General features: G+C 30.1%; 20 protein-coding genes. 13 read left to right on the forward strand and 7 right to left on the reverse strand.

Annotation, left to right across the window (positions count from 1 at the left end):
• The 5 genes from ELQ07_RS02715 (at position 1) to ELQ07_RS02735 (ending at position 5,308) form a co-directional block, all read left to right on the forward strand.
• On the forward strand, positions 1-927 hold the full coding sequence (locus ELQ07_RS02715) for a tetraacyldisaccharide 4'-kinase (RefSeq protein WP_002933583.1): 927 nt from the start codon (positions 1-3) through the stop codon (positions 925-927).
• Positions 924-2,336 carry a threonine synthase gene (gene thrC / locus ELQ07_RS02720; RefSeq protein ID WP_134224689.1) on the forward strand — a complete coding sequence of 471 codons (1,413 nt, stop codon included), beginning with the start codon at positions 924-926 and terminating at the stop codon, positions 2,334-2,336. The genes ELQ07_RS02715 and thrC overlap by 4 nt, the downstream gene beginning before the upstream one ends.
• Positions 2,333-3,052 (forward strand): 3-deoxy-manno-octulosonate cytidylyltransferase, encoded by a 720-nt coding sequence (gene kdsB / locus ELQ07_RS02725; protein WP_002861453.1) that lies wholly within the window; start codon positions 2,333-2,335, stop codon positions 3,050-3,052. The genes thrC and kdsB overlap by 4 nt, the downstream gene beginning before the upstream one ends.
• Positions 3,053-3,138: 86 nt before the next feature.
• Complete coding sequence (locus tag ELQ07_RS02730; RefSeq protein WP_134224690.1) at positions 3,139-4,443, forward strand: hypothetical protein; 1,305 nt, start codon at positions 3,139-3,141, stop codon at positions 4,441-4,443.
• A 94-nt stretch (positions 4,444-4,537) separates the two neighbouring features.
• Positions 4,538-5,308: a transporter substrate-binding domain-containing protein gene (locus ELQ07_RS02735; protein WP_038817250.1), complete on the forward strand. Its 771-nt coding sequence runs from the start codon at positions 4,538-4,540 to the stop codon at positions 5,306-5,308.
• 15 nt (positions 5,309-5,323) lie between these two features.
• Here the strand turns inward: ELQ07_RS02735 and fliP are convergent, their stop codons facing one another.
• A complete protein-coding gene (fliP, locus tag ELQ07_RS02740; RefSeq protein WP_002852529.1) occupies positions 5,324-6,058 on the reverse strand; it encodes a flagellar type III secretion system pore protein FliP in 735 nt (244 codons plus the stop codon).
• A gap of 142 nt (positions 6,059-6,200) precedes the next feature.
• On the opposite strand from fliP, the gene glmU reads away from it, so the two are divergent.
• From glmU to truA, 7 genes are read left to right on the forward strand one after another with little or no spacing between them, the layout of a single operon-like run.
• Complete coding sequence (glmU, locus tag ELQ07_RS02745; protein WP_070317197.1) at positions 6,201-7,490, forward strand: bifunctional UDP-N-acetylglucosamine diphosphorylase/glucosamine-1-phosphate N-acetyltransferase GlmU; 1,290 nt, start codon at positions 6,201-6,203, stop codon at positions 7,488-7,490.
• Positions 7,487-8,641, forward strand: coding sequence for a bifunctional phosphopantothenoylcysteine decarboxylase/phosphopantothenate--cysteine ligase CoaBC (gene coaBC, locus ELQ07_RS02750; protein ID WP_134224691.1), 1,155 nt, complete (start codon positions 7,487-7,489; stop codon positions 8,639-8,641). Before glmU ends, coaBC begins: the two co-directional genes overlap by 4 nt.
• Positions 8,638-9,255, forward strand: a complete 618-nt coding sequence (locus ELQ07_RS02755) for a hypothetical protein (protein ID WP_002892499.1) — start codon at positions 8,638-8,640, stop codon at positions 9,253-9,255. The genes coaBC and ELQ07_RS02755 overlap by 4 nt, the downstream gene beginning before the upstream one ends.
• Positions 9,256-9,258: 3 nt before the next feature.
• Complete coding sequence (uppS, locus tag ELQ07_RS02760) at positions 9,259-9,927, forward strand: polyprenyl diphosphate synthase (protein ID WP_134224692.1); 669 nt, start codon at positions 9,259-9,261, stop codon at positions 9,925-9,927.
• A complete protein-coding gene (locus ELQ07_RS02765; RefSeq protein ID WP_070317194.1) occupies positions 9,924-10,700 on the forward strand; it encodes an A24 family peptidase in 777 nt (258 codons plus the stop codon). Before uppS ends, ELQ07_RS02765 begins: the two co-directional genes overlap by 4 nt.
• Positions 10,700-11,725, forward strand: a complete 1,026-nt coding sequence (locus tag ELQ07_RS02770) for an LptF/LptG family permease (RefSeq protein ID WP_002856798.1) — start codon at positions 10,700-10,702, stop codon at positions 11,723-11,725. The genes ELQ07_RS02765 and ELQ07_RS02770 overlap by 1 nt, the downstream gene beginning before the upstream one ends.
• On the forward strand, positions 11,722-12,447 hold the full coding sequence (gene truA, locus ELQ07_RS02775) for a tRNA pseudouridine(38-40) synthase TruA (RefSeq protein WP_072238681.1): 726 nt from the start codon (positions 11,722-11,724) through the stop codon (positions 12,445-12,447). The genes ELQ07_RS02770 and truA overlap by 4 nt, the downstream gene beginning before the upstream one ends.
• Here the strand turns inward: truA and ilvA are convergent.
• On the reverse strand, positions 12,444-13,655 hold the full coding sequence (gene ilvA, locus ELQ07_RS02780) for a threonine ammonia-lyase (RefSeq protein WP_134224693.1): 1,212 nt from the start codon (positions 13,653-13,655) through the stop codon (positions 12,444-12,446). The two genes, truA and ilvA, sit on opposite strands and share 4 nt — an antisense overlap.
• Positions 13,655-14,068 (reverse strand): CoA-binding protein, encoded by a 414-nt coding sequence (locus tag ELQ07_RS02785; RefSeq protein ID WP_070317191.1) that lies wholly within the window; start codon positions 14,066-14,068, stop codon positions 13,655-13,657. Before ELQ07_RS02785 ends, ilvA begins: the two co-directional genes overlap by 1 nt.
• Before the next feature lie 119 nt (positions 14,069-14,187).
• On the opposite strand from ELQ07_RS02785, the gene ELQ07_RS02790 reads away from it, so the two are divergent.
• Positions 14,188-14,604, forward strand: coding sequence for a membrane protein (locus ELQ07_RS02790; protein ID WP_002856751.1), 417 nt, complete (start codon positions 14,188-14,190; stop codon positions 14,602-14,604).
• On the opposite strand, the gene trmA is transcribed toward ELQ07_RS02790, so the two are convergent.
• The 4 genes from trmA to ELQ07_RS02810 are packed head-to-tail and all read right to left on the reverse strand — an operon-like array spanning position 14,591 to position 19,375.
• Positions 14,591-15,664, reverse strand: coding sequence for a tRNA (uridine(54)-C5)-methyltransferase TrmA (gene trmA / locus ELQ07_RS02795; RefSeq protein WP_088303878.1), 1,074 nt, complete (start codon positions 15,662-15,664; stop codon positions 14,591-14,593). The genes ELQ07_RS02790 and trmA overlap by 14 nt on opposite strands.
• Entirely contained in the window at positions 15,661-17,394 is a 1,734-nt protein-coding gene (locus tag ELQ07_RS02800) for a Na+/H+ antiporter NhaC family protein (protein WP_044779268.1), read from the reverse strand. Before ELQ07_RS02800 ends, trmA begins: the two co-directional genes overlap by 4 nt.
• On the reverse strand, positions 17,391-18,140 hold the full coding sequence (locus tag ELQ07_RS02805; protein WP_002872837.1) for an SDR family NAD(P)-dependent oxidoreductase: 750 nt from the start codon (positions 18,138-18,140) through the stop codon (positions 17,391-17,393). The genes ELQ07_RS02800 and ELQ07_RS02805 overlap by 4 nt, the downstream gene beginning before the upstream one ends.
• Positions 18,137-19,375, reverse strand: a complete 1,239-nt coding sequence (locus ELQ07_RS02810; protein ID WP_002892514.1) for an ankyrin repeat domain-containing protein — start codon at positions 19,373-19,375, stop codon at positions 18,137-18,139. The genes ELQ07_RS02805 and ELQ07_RS02810 overlap by 4 nt, the downstream gene beginning before the upstream one ends.
• Positions 19,376-19,398: the final 23 nt, after the last annotated feature.

Raw genomic sequence — 19,398 nt, forward strand, 5'->3', positions numbered from 1 at the left:
ATGAGTGAAGAAAAAAATTATGAACTTTGGCTTGATAATTATTTTTTTAAGCCTAATTTTTGGCAAAAATGCCTTGCTTTTATACTTTTTCCCTTAAGTGTGTTTTATGCTTTTTTTGCGATTTTAAATACTTTTTTTCGTAAAAAAATAGTTTTTAAAAAACCTGTTATTAGCGTTGGTAATTTAAGTTTTGGGGGTAATGGAAAAACCCCGCTTTGCAAAGCTATAGCAAGGGAATTTGATGGCGTTTTTATAGTACTTAGAGGCTATAAAAGAAAGTCTAAAGGTTTGTTTGTTGTTAAAAATCAAAATGAAATTTTATGCACCTTAACACAAAGTGGCGATGAAGCTATGGAGTATGCTTTTGAAGAAAATATCAAAGGTGTGATTGTGAGCGAAGATAGAGTAAAAGGTATTGAAAAAGCTTTTGAATTGGGAGCTAAAATCGTTGTACTTGATGATGCTTTTTCTAAATTTCATATTAAAAAATTTGATATTTTACTTGAAAGTAAAATCAAACCTTATTTTAATTTTACTTTACCAAGTGGAGCTTATCGTTTGCCAAAATTTTATGAAAAAAGGGCTGATTTTATTGCATTAGAAGGTAGAGATTTTGTGCGTTATTCTTTTGTAAAAGAAAATCCAAAGGCTGTTTTGGTAACTGCTATTGCTAAACCTTTTAGATTGTATGAGCATTTTATTAAAGCAAGGGCTTGTTATTTTTTTAAAGATCATTATGAGTTTAAAAAAGAAGAATTAGAAAATTTGCTAAAAAAACATAATTGCGATACACTAATGCTTACTTTTAAGGATTTTGTTAAAGTTAAAGATTTTGGTTTTAAATGTCAAATTATAGAATTAAATATAGAATTAAAAGATTCATTAAGAGAAAAAATAAAAACTTATATCAAGGAGTTTGAACAGTGAAATTGGTCGAGAGTAGAAATGTAAATAATGTATCAAGCTTTAAGGAAGCTTTGATTAACCCAAACGCTCCAGAAGGAGGACTTTATTCGCCTTTAAATTTACCTATTTTTGAAGGAGAAAAATATGCCAATTTATCTTATAAAGATTTTGCTTTAAAGCTTATAGAAAGTTTTGGTTTTGGCGAAGAAGAGCTTTTTAAAAAGGCTTTGAAAAGTTATGAAAGCTTTGATGATAAAAATACACCTATTTCTTTGCAAAAAATCTCTGAAAAAACCTATATTAACGAGCTTTGGCATGGGCCTACAAGAGCTTTTAAAGATATGGCTTTACAGCCTTTTGGCGTGCTTTTAAGCGAATTTTCAAAGGATAAGAATATTTTAATTATCTGTGCTACAAGTGGCGATACAGGGCCTGCAACTTTAAAAAGTTTTGAAAATGCAAAAAATGTTAAAGTAGCTTGTATGTATCCAAAAGGTGGCACAAGTGGAGTTCAAGAGTTGCAAATGCAAGCTTTAGATAAGGATAATTTGAAAGTTTTTGCCATAGATGAGGATTTTGACGCAGCGCAACGCACTTTAAAAGAATTGCTTTTTTCAAAAGATTTTCAAAACGAAATTAAAGCTTTAAATTATGAGCTTTGTGCAGCTAATTCTGTAAATTTTGGGCGTATTTTATTTCAGATTATTTATCATTATTATGCGAGTTTAAAACTTTTTAATGAGTTTTTAGAAGAAGTACAAATCATCGTTCCAAGTGGAAATTTTGGCAATGCTTTAGGGGTTTTTTATGCTAAAAAAATGGGAGCTAAAATTTCAAAAATCAAAATCGCTTCAAATGCGAATAATATTTTGAGTGAATTTTTTAATCAGGGCGTTTATGATTTGCGTGAAAAAAGTCTTAAGAAGACTATTTCTCCAGCTATGGATATACTTATTTCATCTAATATCGAAAGACTTTTGTTTGCGAAATTTAAAGATAAAAGAACTAAAGAACTGATGAATTTGTTAAAAAATGAGAGATATTTTAAACTTGAAAAAGAAGAATTACAAAGTTTGCAAGAAGATTTTGAGGCGGATTTTTGCACCGATGAAGAATGTATGCAATTTATCAAACAAAGCAAGATTTTAATCGATCCGCATACCGCAACTTGTTTTAAAATGCTTGATCCTTTAAAACCTAGCATTATCACTTCTACAGCAGAATGGACAAAATTTACTCCAAGTATGATAAAAGCTTTATATGATAGGGATTCTAAGAATGAAAAAGAAGATTTAAAATTTATAGCTAAAGAGTTTAATGTCCAAGTTAAAGATGAAATTTTGGCTTTATTTGATTTGAAAAATAGCGATGAAAAGGTATTTGAAGCCAGAAATATAAAAAAAGAAATTTTAGATTGGATGCAAAAATGATTATTATCCCTGCAAGATTAAAATCAAGTCGTTTTCATGAGAAAATTTTATGTGATATAGGTGGAGTGCCTATGTTTGTGGCTACTGCAAGAAGGGTAAGTAATGTAGATGAAGTTTGTATAGCTTTAGACGATGAAAAGGTTTTAAGTATCGCTAAAGAATATGGTCTAAATGCGGTTTTAACAAGCAAAGATCATGAAAGTGGTACGGATAGGATTAATGAAGCTTGTAAGAAACTAGCTTTAAAAGATGATGAGATTATTATCAATGTCCAAGCTGATGAGCCTTTTATAGAATGTGAAAATTTATTAAAATTTAAAGAATTTGCAAGTTCTTGCTTGGATAAAAAAGCTTTTATGGCGAGTTGTTATAAAAAAATTACTCAAGAAGAAGCTATGGATCCTAATCTGGTTAAAGTGCTTTGTGATAAAGAAGGGTATGCTTTGTATTTTTCAAGAGCTAAAATCCCTTATGAAAGAGAAAATTACGAGGAAAGTTTTAAAGGGCATTTAGGCATTTATGCTTATAGTGTCAAAGCTTTAAGGGAATTTTGTTCTTTATCAAGTTCTGCACTTGAAAGAGCGGAAAAATTAGAGCAATTAAGAGCTATAGAAAATGGTAAAAAAATCAAAATGCTTGAAATTTCAACAACAAGCATGGGGATTGATACTAAAGAAGACTATGAAAGGGCTTTAAAAATTTATTTAGAAAAATAACTCCACCCCAAAACGGAACAGATCTTGCTTATATTATTTTAATATATTTAGGTTGAAGGCAAAAAAATCTAAATTAAGGAATTAATATGAGTATCTTTAGCATCAGTGATAACTCAAATTATAATTCTATACTTTCACAAAGTAAAGCCAATAAAGAAAGTAAAGAAAATTCCAAAATAAGTTTTGCTAATTCTTTTTTAAAACAAAATGCTAGTAAGTTAAATGAAATTCAAAATGCAAATTCACAAACTCTAGCAAGAAGTGAAGTATTAAATTCTACTAATACAACAAATACTAGCAATAACACTAATTTTAGTACAAGTAGTAAGACAAGTTCTCCTAATTATGATATATCTAGCGAATTTAAAAACTCTATTTATACTCTAAAATATAAACAAGCAGATATAAGTAATACTTCTACCAATACAGCCTATGGTTATAGTGTAGATAAAGATGGTTATATGGGAGAAGATTTTAACAAAGCTGCAGGACTTCCTGAAGATTTTAAGATACATAAATCTACTTTGGATGAGATATATAACTTTAATGAAGCACAATATCAAGACATAAAAGAACAGCTAGGAATTTCTCGCTATTTTACCAATATCGATATGGCTGATACCATAAAACAATACTATAATCAATTTAATCAAATTGTTAATCATACTTTTAATGATACCAATAAAACAAGTTTCACTGAAGCAGATATAAATTCTATGCCTAAGGGAATTAGTGAATTATCATCTAAAACTATAGGTATTATGCCGAAAAATTATAATAAGCTAACAATAACAAACTATTATAATACACAAGAGCAATATAATGAAGCAGAACAATTAGGAATGTTTGGACATATTAATATAGGCTTACAACCATTAAATTTCACTCCGCAAAGTATGCAAACTCAAAATTTAGATAAAGACACTGCAATAGATACTTTTAATCCTGATATGTCAGTTTATCCACAAAATGAAGATGGAAGCTACTCTAAAGAAGCTTTGTTTATGAGTTTTTTAAAATCAACGGGTGTATTGCCAAGAGAAGGTAGTGCAACATTAAATCCTATAGCTAAGTCTTATGCTGAAGCTATGGCTAAAGAAAGCTTTGATGGATCATTAACTTCCTTAGATGATATCATGACAGGTAAGGTTGATTTTGCAAGTTTATTAAAAGGCTATGCACAAGATGGCTGGCTTGATGCAGGTATTTATGCAATGGAAAAAGGAGTTACTTGGCAAAATGCAAGCATAGGTTATGGTGGAGCTTGGTTTGATAATCAGTTTAATCAAGCAAAAGCTAATGGTTGGAAAGCAAGTAATGAAAGTATAAATTCTTTTGCTGATTCTATAGCGGATAGACTTAATAATCTTATAGGACAAACTAGGGTTTAGGAAGTATTAATTTTTTAAGTTTGAAGCAAATTGCTAATAACAAAATAAGATAAAATTAGTATAATTTTTTTACAAAAAAATTTGAAAGGAAATTATGAAAAAAATTATTTTGATTTTTATCTCTTTTTTTGCTTTAAATTTGAGTGCAAAAGATTTGGTTGTAGGAATGGAGCTTGGATATCCGCCTTTTGAAATGAGCGATAAAACAGGCAAAGCAAGTGGAATTAGTGTGGATTTTTTAGAAGCTTTTGCAAAGAAAAACGGCTATAAACTTGTAGTAAAAAATATCGCTTGGGATGGTTTAATACCTGCTTTAAAAACAGCCAAGATAGATCTTATCATGTCTTCTATGACAATTACCGATGAGAGAAAGAAAGTGGTGGATTTTAGCATTCCTTATGCTAAGGCAAATTTGGCTATTTTAGCTCCTTTGAGCTCTGATATTACAAATATCAAAGATTTAGATAAAAAGGGCAAAGTTTTGGCTTTAAAGCGTGGTTCTACAGGGCATTTATATGCGGTTAAAAATTTAAAAAATGCAACTATTAATTTATTTGATAAAGAAAATGCTGCTATTTTGGAAGTGATTCAAGGTAAGGCTGATGGATTTTTTTATGATCAACTTACGATTTATCGCACTTGGCAAAAACATCAAGATACAACTAGAGCCATTTTGGCACCTTTTCAAGAAAATCCTGAGTTTTGGGGTATAGCAGTCCAAAAAGGTAATGCAGAACTTAAAAAAGAGCTTGATGAATTTATTGCAGAAAGCAAAAAAGATGGGCTTTTTGATTCTTTAGGAGAAAAATATCTTAAAGATGTTAAAGATACTTTTAAAAAGAATAATTTAGAATTCTTTTTCTAAGAAGGATTTTCCTTCTTAGGTTACAAAGCTTTCCACAAGCCTTTGCACTAGCAAATTCCATCCATCCACTAATACAAAAATTAAGAGTTTAAAAGGTAAAGAGATCATAGTAGGAGGTAGCATCATCATACCCATAGCCATTAAAACTGAGCTTACAACCATATCTATGACTAAAAAAGGTAGGTAGATTAAAAACCCTATTTCAAAAGCAGTTTTAAGCTCTGAAATCATAAAAGCAGGAACTAAAACCGTAAGGGGAACATCATCTATGGTTTTGGGATTGGGTAGATTGCGTATGCGATAAAAAAGGGCTAAATCTTTTTCGCGAGTATTTTTAAGCATAAAATCTTTAAAAGGCTTTGCTCCTTTTATAAAAGCCTCTTCATAGCCTATTTTTTCTGCTAAATAAGGTTTTATACCTTCATTATAAGATTTTGTAGCTACAGGTTCCATGATAAAAAAAGTTAAAATTAAAGCCAAGGTTACTAAAATAGTGTTAGGTGGCATACTTTGCGTCCCCATAGCTTGTCGCAAAAATGAAAATACCACAATAAGACGCAAGAAAGAAGTCATAACAAAAACTATACTTGGAGCGAGTGCAAGTATGGTTAAAACAATCACTATATTTAAAGTAGTAACAAGCTGATTAGGTGTATTGGGTGCACTTAAGCTTAAATTTACTGTAGGGATAGTTGCTTCAGCAGCAAATAAGCTCATGCTTAAAAGTAAAAATAATAATATTTTTTTCAAAATTTAAAAACCTTTTTTTGTTTTTTATTAAAGAAATTTAAATTTTATCTTTTGATGACTAAAAACTAGTTTAAGGGTATTAGGATTTTAACTTTAAACTGCTAAAATAGTCTTTTAGACTTCTTAATAACAAAGGTAAAAAATGAAAACTTCTATTTTGATTTTAGCGGCAGGATTAGGCACTAGAATGAAATCACAAAAGCCAAAGGTTTTGCAAGAGCTTTGTCAAAAAAGTATGATTTTACACATTTTAAAAAAGGCTTTTGCTTTAAGTGATGATGTAAGTGTAGTTTTATCGCATCAAAAAGAACGCGTTGAAAAAGAAATTTTAGAACATTTTCCAAAAACACAAATTTTAGAGCAAGACTTGCAAAATTATCCAGGAACTGCGGGAGCTTTAAGGGGGTTTGAGCCTAAAAATGAAAGAGTGTTGATTCTTTGTGGCGATATGCCTTTGGTTGAGCAAACAAGTTTGGAAGCTTTGTTGGGTAATAATGCAAAATTAAATCTAGCAGTTTTTAAAGCAAGAGATCCTAAAAGTTATGGCAGAGTGGTGATAAAAAACGATAGCGTTGAAAAAATTGTTGAATTTAAAGATGCAAATACACAAGAAAAAGAGATAAATACTTGCAATTCTGGGGTTTATGTGATTGACTCGAGGCTTTTAAAAGAGCTTTTACCTTTGATTGATAACAATAATGCGGCAAAAGAGTATTATTTAACCGACATTGTAAAACTAGCAAAAGAAAAAGATGTGATGATTAAAGCGGTTTTTGTAGATGAAGATGAATTTATGGGGATTAATGATAAATTTGAACTCAGTATAGCTGAAAATTTCATGCAAGAAAAAATTAAAAAACACTGGATGCAACAGGGAGTGATTTTTCATTTACCGCAAAGCACTTTTATAGGTACAGATGTTGAATTTGTAGGTGAATGCGAAGTATATGAAAATGTAAGGATAGAGGGTAAAAGTAAGATTATAAACTCTATCATTAAAAGTTCAAGCGTGATAGAAAATTCCATTGTAGAAAATAGCGATGTAGGGCCTTTGGCACATTTGCGTCCAAATTGTGAGTTAAAAAACACTCATATAGGAAATTTTGTAGAATGCAAAAATGCGAAGTTAAATACCGTAAAAGCAGGGCATTTGAGCTATTTGGGAGATTGTGAGATAGATAGTGGAACTAATATAGGCTGTGGGACTATCACTTGTAATTATGATGGGGTAAAAAAGCATAAAACCATCATAGGAAAAAATGTTTTTGTAGGTTCTGATACGCAATTTATCGCACCTGTAAAAATCGAAGATGAAGTGATCATAGCAGCAGGAAGCACAGTAAGTGTTAATGTAGAAAAAGGTGCTTTATTTATCAATAGAGCAGAGCATAAAATGATAAAAGATTATTATTATAAGAAATTTCAAAAATGAAAACCATACTTTTAGCCATTAGTGGCAGTATAGCTTTTTATAAATCTTACGAGCTTATTTCTTTGTTTAAAAAAGAAGGCTTTAGGGTAAAAGTTTTGCTTTCTAATGGTTTGTTAAAATTTGCTAGCAAAATGAGTTTTGAAGCCTTGGCTGATGAGATTTTATGCGAGGAAAATGAAAGTTGGCAAAACTCAAACAATCACATAGCTTTTAGTAAGGATGCAGATCTTGTTTTGTTTGCCCCTGCAAGTGTTAATTCTATCAATAAACTTGCTTTTGGTATAGCGGATAATCTTTTTATCCAAACCTTAATCGCAGCAAATAAACCTCTTATCATAGCTCCTGCGGCAAATACAAATATGTTTCATCATTTTAGCACACAAAATTCTTTAAAGATACTTAAAAAAAATAAAACTTTGATTATAGAGCCTATTTGTAAAGTTTTAGCTTGTAAAGATGAAGGCGTAGGAGCCTTAGCTGAAGTTAAGGATATTTTCAATATCACCAAAAGAGAACTTTTAAAAGAAAAGTTTTGGTGCGATAAAAGTGTAGTTATCACAGGTGGCGGCACAAGGGAAAGAATCGATGATGTGCGTTGTGTGAGTAATTTTTCAAGTGGAAAAATGGCAAAAGCCATAGCTGATGCTTTTTATTTTTTAGGAGCTAGGGTAAAACTTTTAAGCTCTGTGGAATTTGATACGCCTTATGAGTTTTGTAAATTTGAAAGTTCTAAGGATCTAAAGGAGCTTTTGGATAAAAATTTAAGTCATGACTTTTTGATTATGACAGCTGCGGTGAGTGATTTTATCCCTCAAAGTACAAAAGGAAAAATTAAAAAAAATGAGCATTTACAGGGTTTAAATTTACACCTATCTTTAAATGATGATTTGCTTAAAACTTGCAAATTTCAAGGTAAAAAGATAGGTTTTAAGATGGAATTTGATTCTCAAAATGCCTTAGAAAATGCGAAAAAATCTTTAAAAGATAAGCAACTTGATATGGTTTGCCTTAATATCATTGATCAAAAAAATTATTTTGGAAGTGATCAAAATGAGCTTTATTTTATCACTTTAAACAATGAAAATAAAAGCACTTTGCAAAGCAAAGAAAAATTGGCATTTGAATTAGTAAAATGGTGTGAAAAATTATGAGTATGATTAATTCTACCTTGCCTATACAAATGAAAGTTTTAGCTAAATCAGGCTATGGACATTATACGCTTTTGTTAAATCACAAAAAGATTCAAACCAAAAGCATGATAGAGCTTGAAATTGGCGCTGAATATTTAGCCGAACTTTATATGCAAAATGGTGGAGTTATACAATTTAAACATCTTTCAAAGCGTCCTAATTTCAAACCTTTTGAAGAGGGATTGGCTTTGATAATCGCTATTTTAGAGGATAAAATTTCTTATAAAAAATTCATCATACAAAATCTTTTAGATTGTAAAGATATAGAGCGTTATCAGATATTAAAAGAAATGCTTTTTGCAAGTTTTGAAAATATTTATCATATTCCTTTTATCTTTGAAAATAAATCTTGCTTATTTCAAATGCGTAAAAGAGCAAAATATTTAGAAATTTACTTATATTTTAGTGTTTTTGGAGCTTTGAAAATTTTGATAGATTCACAAGGTGTTAGTGTTTTTACACCTTTTGCTAAGGTGCAAAAATTTTTAAACGAACATTTAGATTTTAATGTATCACAAGAAAACAAGATTGAACCTTTGTTTGTTTTTAAAAGGCTTTTTGATTTTAAAGGATGAAAAATGAATGAATTAAAACACCTTGCTGTTGTTATGGATGGTAATAGGCGCTGGGCTAGGGCTAAGGGTTTTTTGGCAAAACTTGGATATTCCCAAGGAGTTAAAACTATGCAAAAATTGATGGAAGTTTGCATGGAAGAAAATATTTCAAATTTAAGCCTTTTTGCTTTTAGTACGGAAAATTGGAAGCGCCCTAAAGATGAAATTGATTTTATTTTTGAACTTTTAGATCGTTGTTTAGATGAAGCTTTAGAAAAATTTGAAAAAAATAATGTGCGTTTAAGAGCTATAGGTGATTTATCGCGTTTGGAAGATAAAGTAAGAGAAAAAATTACCTTAGTTGAAGAAAAAACAAAGCATTGTGACGCACTTTGTGTTAATTTGGCTATAAGTTATGGTGCAAGAGATGAAATTATAAGAGCTGCTAAGCGTGTGATTGAAAAAAAATTTGAGCTAAATGAAGAAAATTTAACGCAAAATTTGGATTTACCTTTAGATGTGGATTTGATGCTTCGCGTTGGAAATGCCAAAAGGCTTTCAAATTTCTTACTTTGGCAGTGTTCATATGCTGAAATTTATTTTAGTGAAACTTTATTTCCATCTCTTACCAAGAGAGAATTTAAAAGGATTATTAAAGAATTTAGAAATAGAGAAAGAACTTTTGGAAAATGATATTTTTCATAATAATTCTAGGGGCTTGTTTGGGTTCTTTTTGCACAAGTTTGGCAAGTAGGATAATTGAAAAAAAGCCCTTTTTTATCTCGCGCTCTTTTTGTTTTTCTTGCGATACAAAATTAAAATACTATGAAATTATTCCTATTTTTTCTTATGTTTTTTTAAAGGCAAAATGTCAAACTTGCAAATGTCATTTGCCTATTTCTTTGTTAATTAATGAAATTTTAGGCATAATTTTGCTTATTTTGGCTTATTCTTTAAGTCAAAATTTTTATGATTTTTTATTTTTATCTCTATTTTTATTTAATCTTTTCTTGCTTTCTTTAATTGATATTAAACTCAAAGCCGTACCACAAATTTTACTTTGGAGCGCTTTTTTATTTGCTTTTTTTTGCGCCTTTAGGGAAAGTGAAATTTTACATTTTTTGATTTTTAAAGAGTTTAGCGGAGGTTTTTTGCTAAATGCTTTTAGTTTTGGAGGATTTGTTTTTTTATTAAAAAGTTTGGTTTTTTTTCTAATGAATTTCCGAAAAAAAGATGAAATTTTAGAAAATTTGGGTGATGCTGATATTATCATTATGTCTTGTATAGGTGGAATTTTAGGTTTTGAGTATGGATTTTTAGTATTACTTATAGCTTCTATTTTAACTTTGCCTTTTTTTATTTTTTTTAAAATTAAAGCAATAAAAGAGCAAGAACTTGCTATGATACCCTTTTTAAATATCGCTTTTGTGGCAGTTTTATTTTATAAAAACTTAGGATTATTCTAATGAAGCTTAGTTTAAGATATGTTTTAAATCAATTTTTAAGTACGAATTTGTCTATATTTTTCGTACTTTTTGCTATTGTATCTATGGTGTTTTTTATTCAACTTGCAAAACTTACTTCAAGCATAGAGATTAGTTTTTTGGATCTTTTAAAGCTTTATGGGTTTATGTTGCCTAGAATTTTAATTTTTACCTTGCCTATATCTTTTTTTATTTCTTTAACTTTGGCTTTGTTTAGGCTTTCTAAGGAAAATGAAAGCATAGTACTTTTTACTTTGGGATTTTCACCAATGATTTTGGCAAAATTTTTCCTTAAAATTGCAAGCTTGATTAGTGCTTTTATGCTTGTTGTGGCTTTGGTAATGATACCTATAGTATTTGAACTTCAGGATAACTTTGTAAACTATAAAAGCACTCAAGTGAAATTTAACTACAAAACAGGAGAATTTGGACAAAAATTTTTAGACTGGATGATTTTTATAGAAAAACAAGATAGCGATAAGTATGAAAACATAATTATGTATCGCCCTAAACATAAAGCAGATGATAAAGAACAACTTATCATAGCCAAAGAAGCGCATGTGCAAAGAAAAGATGATAGCTTTGCTTTTAGCTTGAATCAAGGCAAAATGTATAATTTTGAGCAAGGTCAAAGTATTTTTAGTGGAGAATTTGACACTTTAGTAGTAAATACTCAGTTTAATACAGACAATCTTCAAACAAAGAAATTTTATGAATACTGGAATGATTTAAACGAAAATCCACAAAGAGCAAGAGAATTTGTGATTTATACAACTATAGCCTTGTTTCCACTTGCTAGTACGCTTTTTGCGCTTTGTTTTGGTTTGGTTACTTATCGTTATGAAAAAGGCTATGTGTATTTAGGTATGTTTGGAGTGATTGCTATATATTTTGGACTTTTAAGTTCTTTTTCTCAACCTCCAATTTTGGCTTGCCTTGGAATTTTTTCTTTAAGTTTATTTGTTTCGGCTTATTGTTTTAAGAAAATGATTTTGAGTCGTTATTGATGAAAATAAAAATTATATTTTCTTATGATGGCTCTGCTTTTTTAGGTTCTGCTACTCAGCCTCATAAAAAAGGTGTTCAAGATGCTTTAAGTGGGGTCTTATCGCATTTGGGTATTGTTTCACCTCTTTTGATGGCTTCTCGTACAGATAAAGGAGTACATGCAAGCTATGCTGTAGCTAGTGTGGAGTGTGGAGATCATTTTGTAAATTTAGAATATCTTCAAAAACAGCTTAATAAATTTTCCCATCCTTTTATCCATATCAAAAAAATTGAAAAAGTAAAAGATGATTTTGAAGTAAGATTTGATGTAAAAAGTAGAGAATATCGCTATATATTTTCTCATTCTTCTTATAGTCCTTTTATGGCTTCTTATGTACATTTTTATCCTAAATTTGACTTAGATAAGGCTAACGAGCTTTTGGGTTTTTTTGTGGGAAAAAAGGATTTAAAGTTTTTTTGCAAAAGTGGAGGAGATAATAAAACGACTTTAAGAGAAATTTTTATTGCTAGAGCTTATGCTTATAAAGATTTTAGCATTTTTCATTTTAAAGCTAATGGTTTTTTAAGAGGGCAAATTAGATTAAGTGTAGCAAGTGTTTTAAAGGTTTTAGAAGGAAAAATGAGTGAAAAAGAGCTCAAAGAACAGATTGAGGCCAAAAAGCAATATAATCACTTTTTAGCACCGCCAAATGGGCTTTATTTAAGCCGTATATGTTATTAAAAACTTTCATAGAAATTAAAGGCCTTTTGGGTTAAAATTTTTCTTATTTCTTCTTGATGTTCTTTACCTTTGGTTTCTAGGGTAATTGAAATCATCGCATCGCCATAATCAAGCTTGGTGGAAAATCTATCATAGTCGATTTTTACTATATTTGCATTGGCTATTTTTAAGCTATCTGTAAGGTGTAATAATGCCCCGGGTTTATCTACTAAAGTAACATGAATTTGCATTTTTCTATAAGATTTAAATAAACCTTTTTCTATGATGATATTTAGCATTTGTGCATCGATATTGCCTCCGCTTAAAACTACGCCAATTTTTTTACGATTTTGTGTATTTATTTTTTGATGAAGCAGGGCGGCTACACTTGCAGCTCCTGCGCCTTCAACTATGATCTTATGTTTTTCAAGTAAAAACAATACCGCATTAGCGATTTCTTCATCATCAACTTGTATAAAATCATCTACACATTCTAAAATAATGTTAAAATTTATAGGATTTGCATCACGCACAGCAATACCATCGGCTATAGTGCGTACGCTTTTTGCATTTTTGATTTTTTTAGCATGAAAACTTTCATACATTGCAGGAGCTCCTTTGGCTCCAACTCCAATGATTTTAATGTTTGGATTGATTTGTTTAGCTGCACTTGCGATACCACTTATAAGTCCTCCACCACCAACAGGTGTGATAATCATATCAAGATCGCTTATTTCATCAAGCATTTCAAGCATCAAAGTTCCTTGTCCTGCCATTACAAATTCATCTTCAAAAGGATGGATAAAGCTAAGATTATTTTCTTTAGCATAAGAGGTTGCAAAGGTATAAGCTTCATCAAAATTGTCCCCTCTAAGTATCACCTCTGCTCCTAGGGCTTTTGTAGCAGAAACTTTTAAGAGCGGAGTGGATTCTGGCATTACAATAACTGCTTTAATGCCAAATTTTTTTGCACTAATGGCCACGCCTTGAGCATGGTTTCCCGCACTTGCCGCAATGACTCCATGTTGTTTTTGTTCAGCGTTAAGATTGGCTATTTTATTATAAGCTCCACGAATTTTATAAGCACCTGTGATTTGTAAATTTTCATTTTTAAGATAAATCTCACTTTGACAAATATTACTTAAAAAAGAAGAGTGTATGAAAGGAGTTTTATTTACAAACCCTGAAATTTGTTGTTTTGCTTTGTAAATTTTATTAAGCTCTAACACTATTTTTCCTTTGTTTTAAAATGTGGATATTCTAGCATAATGCAACGATTTTGTATAAAATTTATATCTAATTTTTTACATTCTTCTTTGGCTGTTTCATTACTAATGCCAAGTTGAAGCCATAGGTTTTTAATATTTTTTTCAATAAGCTTAGAAAGAATTTCTAGTGCTACTTCGCCTTTTCTAAAAAGTATAAGTGTATCGATTTTTTCTTCTATTTGATTTAAATTTCTATAAACTTTTTCATTTAAAATAAACTCTTCTTTAGGATAAATAGGAAAAATTTTATAATTTTTTCTTTGTAAAAATTCTGCTACCCTATAAGAAGCTTTTGTCTTATCTGGACTTAAAGCAAATATGGCAATATTTTTACTTGTATTTATAATATAAGAGATAGTTTCTTTTTCGTTCATTGTTAACCTTTGTTTTGGTATTTTATCTTAAATGATTAAAAAATTAACTAAAAGTGAATTCAAAAAATGAAAAAAGTGTTATAATATAGCAAATTCCGAAGTTTAATAAGGAGGGAAAAATGGAAGAATTTTATCCATATACTTTAACAATACATCTTCTTTGTGCTATTTTGTTTATAGGTTATTTGTTTGTTGATGTATTTGTTTTGGGTGTAGTTAAAAAGAAAAACCCTAATTTTGACAAAAGTCTTTTTAGTGCTACTGGAGTTAAAATAATGCCTTTTGTGGTTCTTTTGCTTTTTTTAAGCGGAGGTGCTTTGGCAGGTTTTCATTTTAAACCTTTAAATTTACTTTTTGCTGTAAAAATTATTTTGGCTTTTGGAATTTTATCTTTAGTTGTTTTTTCTTTATTTTGTCATTTTATATTAAAGAAGAAAAACCCGCTTGGTGCTTTTATCCACCCTTTTGTATTTGTGCTTTGTATCGCGATAGTAATACTGGCCAAATTAATGAATTATTTTTTTATACCTTGCTAAGAAATACTCCACATTCAAGATGTGGAGTATTGGCAAATTGATCAAAAAGAGCAAACTCTTCCACTCTATGTGTTAGGCTTAATTCTTTTAAATTTTCTTTTAAAGTGATAGGATTGCAAGAAATATAAATAATATTTTCATATTTTTTTATTAAGTCAATTACGCTTTTATCAAGTCCTGCACGGGGTGGATCAACTAAAACATGAGAGAAATTAAAATCATCTAATCGAATATCTTTTAAACGAAAAAATTTTCTTTCTTTTTTGATAGCAAGACTTAATTCTTCGCTTGAAAGTCTTGCAAAGTAGATATTTGTTGTATTGTTAAGTTTGCAATTTTTTAAAGCAAAATTAATATTGTTTTTTGAAATTTCAGTGGCTAAAACTTTAAAAAAGAATGGTGCTAAAGCTAAAGTAAAATTTCCATATCCACAGTAAAGCTCAAGTAAATCCATTCTTTTTTGAGTATTTAAAATTTCACACACCCAAGTAATCATTTTTTCATTTATAGCAGTATTAGGCTGAATAAAACAATCGTTGTTAAATTCATAAAATATTTTTCTATCTTGAATATTTAAAGTTTGTCTTAGATTTTCTGTTTTAAAAATAAGTTTTTTGCCTTTACTTCTTGCTATAAGGTTGATATGAAGAATATTGCTTAAATTTTCTAAATTTGACTTTATATCCTCTATATTTTTATGATAGAGTAAGGTTACGCTAAGTTCTTGCTTTGTGGTTAAAAACTCCACGCCAAAAAGTTTTTCTTTTAATTTATTATCTTGACGCAAGTATTCTAGAAGTTTTGGCATAAAAGCACAAATTTTTTCATCAGCAAAATCTAAATATTCTATAATGTACTTTTTTTTGCTTTTTGGATCAAACATTGCATAAAAAAGCGTATCGTTTTCATGATAAAATGAAAGTTCAGCTCTTGTACGATAATGTTTATCTTTTGAGGCAAAAAGTTTAAAATCCTTTGTATAAAATTCTTTAAAATATTTTTTTATGAAAGAGTGTTTTTCATCTAAAGTGAGAAAATTTCCAAAATTTTCAAGACTCATGGAACTTTCTTTCCGATGAGTCTTAATAAAAGCGCAATAAGTATGAAATTTAAAGGCAAGACAAACCAAACGCTAAGTCCTAAAGATACAGGAATATATCCAGCGATTAAAGAAATGCCACAGATAAATAAAGCATAAGGAATTTGTGTTCTTACATGCTCCATATGATCGCATTTTGCACTCATAGATGAAAGGATTACATTATCTGAAATTGGTGAGCAATGGTTTCCAAAAATCGCACCTGTTAAAACGCAGCTTATATTAATAACCATATAATGATGCATAGCATTTGCATCCATACCATTGATTTTGGCGATTTCATGAGCTAAAGGCACAGCCAAAGGCATTAAAATCCCCATAGTTCCATAGCTTGTTCCTATGGCAAAAGAAATGGCTGAAGCAAAAGCAAAAATAGTAGCAGGTAAAATAAACTCAGGCAATTTATCTGCAAGCAAACTAGTGATAAATAAAGAAGTTCCTAGATCTTTTACTATACTTGAAAGCGACCAAGCAAATAAAAGCAATACTATGGTAAAAATCATGGTTTTCCAGCCATATATCCAAGTTTCTACCGCTTCTTTAAGATTGAAAATTTTACGACGCACCCCGATAAAAATCGCTACAATAGCAGCAAACAAAGCAGCTTGGAATAACACCACAGAAGAATCAGCATTTCCAAAAGCAGCCCTAAAAGTTTCAAAAGACAAAGGATTAGCACTTGCTTTTGCAAGTTCTTCGCCTTCTAAAGTGCTAAGTCCATTAAAATAAAATCCTAATATAGCTAAAATGATTAAAGTAAAAATAGGAACAATAGCATCAAAAGCACGAATTTTAATACCTTCTTTTGGTGCTAAAAATTGATCTTCTAATTCAGCAGTATCTAGTGTGCCTGATTTAGGTAGAGGAGCAATTTGTCCTGTGGTTCTTGCACGCACTTCAGCCTTGTACATAGAACCAAACTCACGTCCCATGATTGCAGTCATGACTACAAAAAAAAGCATGAAGATATTATAAAAACGATAAGGTATGGTTTCAACAAAAATTCCAAAAGCACTAATATCGCTAATGCCTATGTGTTCATAAGCGGTTTTAATTAAAGAAACTTCTAAGCCTATCCAAGTAGAAATTACAGCTATTCCTGCTACAGGAGCTGCGGTAGAGTCGATAATAAAGGCAAATTTTTCACGAGAAATTTTAAATTTATCCGCCAAAGGACGCATAATTGGACCTACGATCAGTAAATTAGCATAATCATCAAAAAATATTAAAAGCCCTAAAAACCAAGTATTAACTTGAGCTGATACAGCTGATTTGGCTCTTTTGGCAAATTTTAATGCTACAGCTTTTGCACCACCCATTTTTGTGATAAGCGCCACAAGACCACCTATACAAAGAATTTGTAAAATGATTCCCGCATTTACTGGATCAGAAGTTGAACCTAAGATATAAGAAATAATCTTTGAAAAAGATTCTACTGCAGTATTATAAAAATTTACAAAAGCTAAATGTTGTGCTTTGAAAATATTTGCAGAAAGGCTAAGTAGAAAAGTTCCACTTAAAACTCCAGCAAAGAGTGACAAAATAACATCTTTTGTGATAAAGGCTAAAGCAATAGCAACTAAAGGCGGTATAAGCGTAAAAACTCCAAATAAATTAGCATTTGCAGCTGCTTCTGAGGAGTTTGCAAATGCAACTAAAGGTAAAAACAATAAAACTAAAAATTTATTCATTCATCTCTTTCTATATAAAATCCATTCCAAGTTTGTGTTACCGGCATAAGCTCGATTTCATTAACATTAATATGGCTTGGTAGGTTAATGATAGACATTACCACTTTGGCAATATCATTAGCACTGATAAATTGCGTATTTTCATACACTGCATCAGCTTTTTGGATATCTCCTTTAAAACGCACTTCACTAAATTCAGTTTTGCAAAGTCCTGGAGCAATGTTTGTTACTTTGATATTGCTTCCTCTAAGATCATTTCTTAAGGCCAATGAAAATTGTCCTACAAAGGCTTTGGTTCCACAATACACATTGCCTCCAAAATAAGGATTTCTTCCTGCAACCGAACCTAAGTTAAAAATATAAGCATTTTTTTGTTTACGAAGTATAGGAATAACAGCTTTTGCAACATATAAAAATCCTTTGATGTTTGTATCAATCATAGTGTTAATATCTTCAAGGTTTAATTTATCAAATTCATCTACCCCTAAAGCTAAACCTGCATTATTAAAAAGCACATCAATTTCTTGAAATTCTTTGGGTAAATTTTCAATAGCCTCAAAGATTTCTTTTTGATTTCTTACATCTATGCAAAGCGTGTAAATCTTATCTTTGTGAGCATTTTTTAACTCTTCTAGACGCTCTTTGCGTCTAGCAAGGGCGATTACTTTGTAGCCTTCTTGTATAAAAGCTTCAACGCAAGCTCTACCAAAACCTGAACTAGCTCCTGTAATAAATGCGGTTTTCATTCTAAACTACCTCCGTAAAATAGATTTTCGTTTGCTTTTAAACCCAAGCTTTTTAGATAATCAGCATTTTCTTTTTTACCTGCTGATAGCGCAAAGTCGAGTGCATTAAAACCAAGATCATCAACAGCATTAAAATTTGCTCCTTTTGAAATAAGAAGTTTTAAAATTTCAACATTTCCATAGGCCGCAGCATGCATTAAAACATTTTTTGAAGTATGCTCTAGAGCGCAAAATGTAATAAAATAAGGCGTATTTGAACCTATGTTCGCACTTAATGCTAATTTTTCATTGTTATTAATATATTTTTGATTAACATTTGCTCCATTATCAAGAAGTAGTTTTATGATATCAAGACGATTAAACTCTATGGCATAAAAAAGTGGGGTTTTACCAAAGGCATTGGCTTGATTAACATTTGCTCCATTTTGGATTAAAAAGTTTGTATTTTCATAATTTTCCAATGCATAAAAAATAGCACTTTCATAACCTTCGTCAATCCTAGCACCAAAACGAATCAAAAGTTCTAAAATTTCTTTTTCTCTTTGATTTAAAAGCGCTGCTTGCAAGGCTATAGTAAGATCATCTTGACTTGGATTATTTGAAAAAATAAAATCTTGTATATAAGATACTGAATAATTTTTATTTGACATGATTTTTGCTAAAGGACTAATGTCTTTGTAAATTTTTGTTTCACCAACAGCCCAATTTAAAAATTCGTTTAAGGCATTGCTAGTATAGTAAATATTACTACCTTTGTCAAAATTAAAATTACTTTCAAAATACTTTTCTAAAGGTTCTATAGCATTGTTATATTCTTTCCAAAAAGCTTTGTAAAGTCTAAAATTTCCTATACTTTGATATGCCCAATATCTAAAATAAGATTTTAAAATATCATATTTTTTTTCTAAATTTTCGGGTGTATCTAAAGTTTTTTGATAAGCGATGGGATCGATAGCTATTTTTAATAATAAAAAATCAAATTGTTGTAATTTGGGCAAATAAGCCACACCATTACAAGAGCTATTGCTTCCGCGAATTTCATTGGAAATCGCATAGAGTTTTTTTGTAAAATCTTGATTTTTTAAAGATTCTTTACAGCTTGAAGCTATATTTAAATAATCTAAATTTGAACTTTCATTTAGCAATGTTTTATTATTTTTAATGTTGTCGCAGTTAATGGCATCGCTAGCCATTAAACTTGCAAAACAACAAAAGGAAGTGAATAATAACTTCAATATTTTTCCTTTGAAAATTTTAA

The organism is Campylobacter sp. US55, from assembly GCF_004378955.1.
Classification (GTDB): Bacteria; Campylobacterota; Campylobacteria; order Campylobacterales; family Campylobacteraceae; genus Campylobacter_D; species Campylobacter_D jejuni.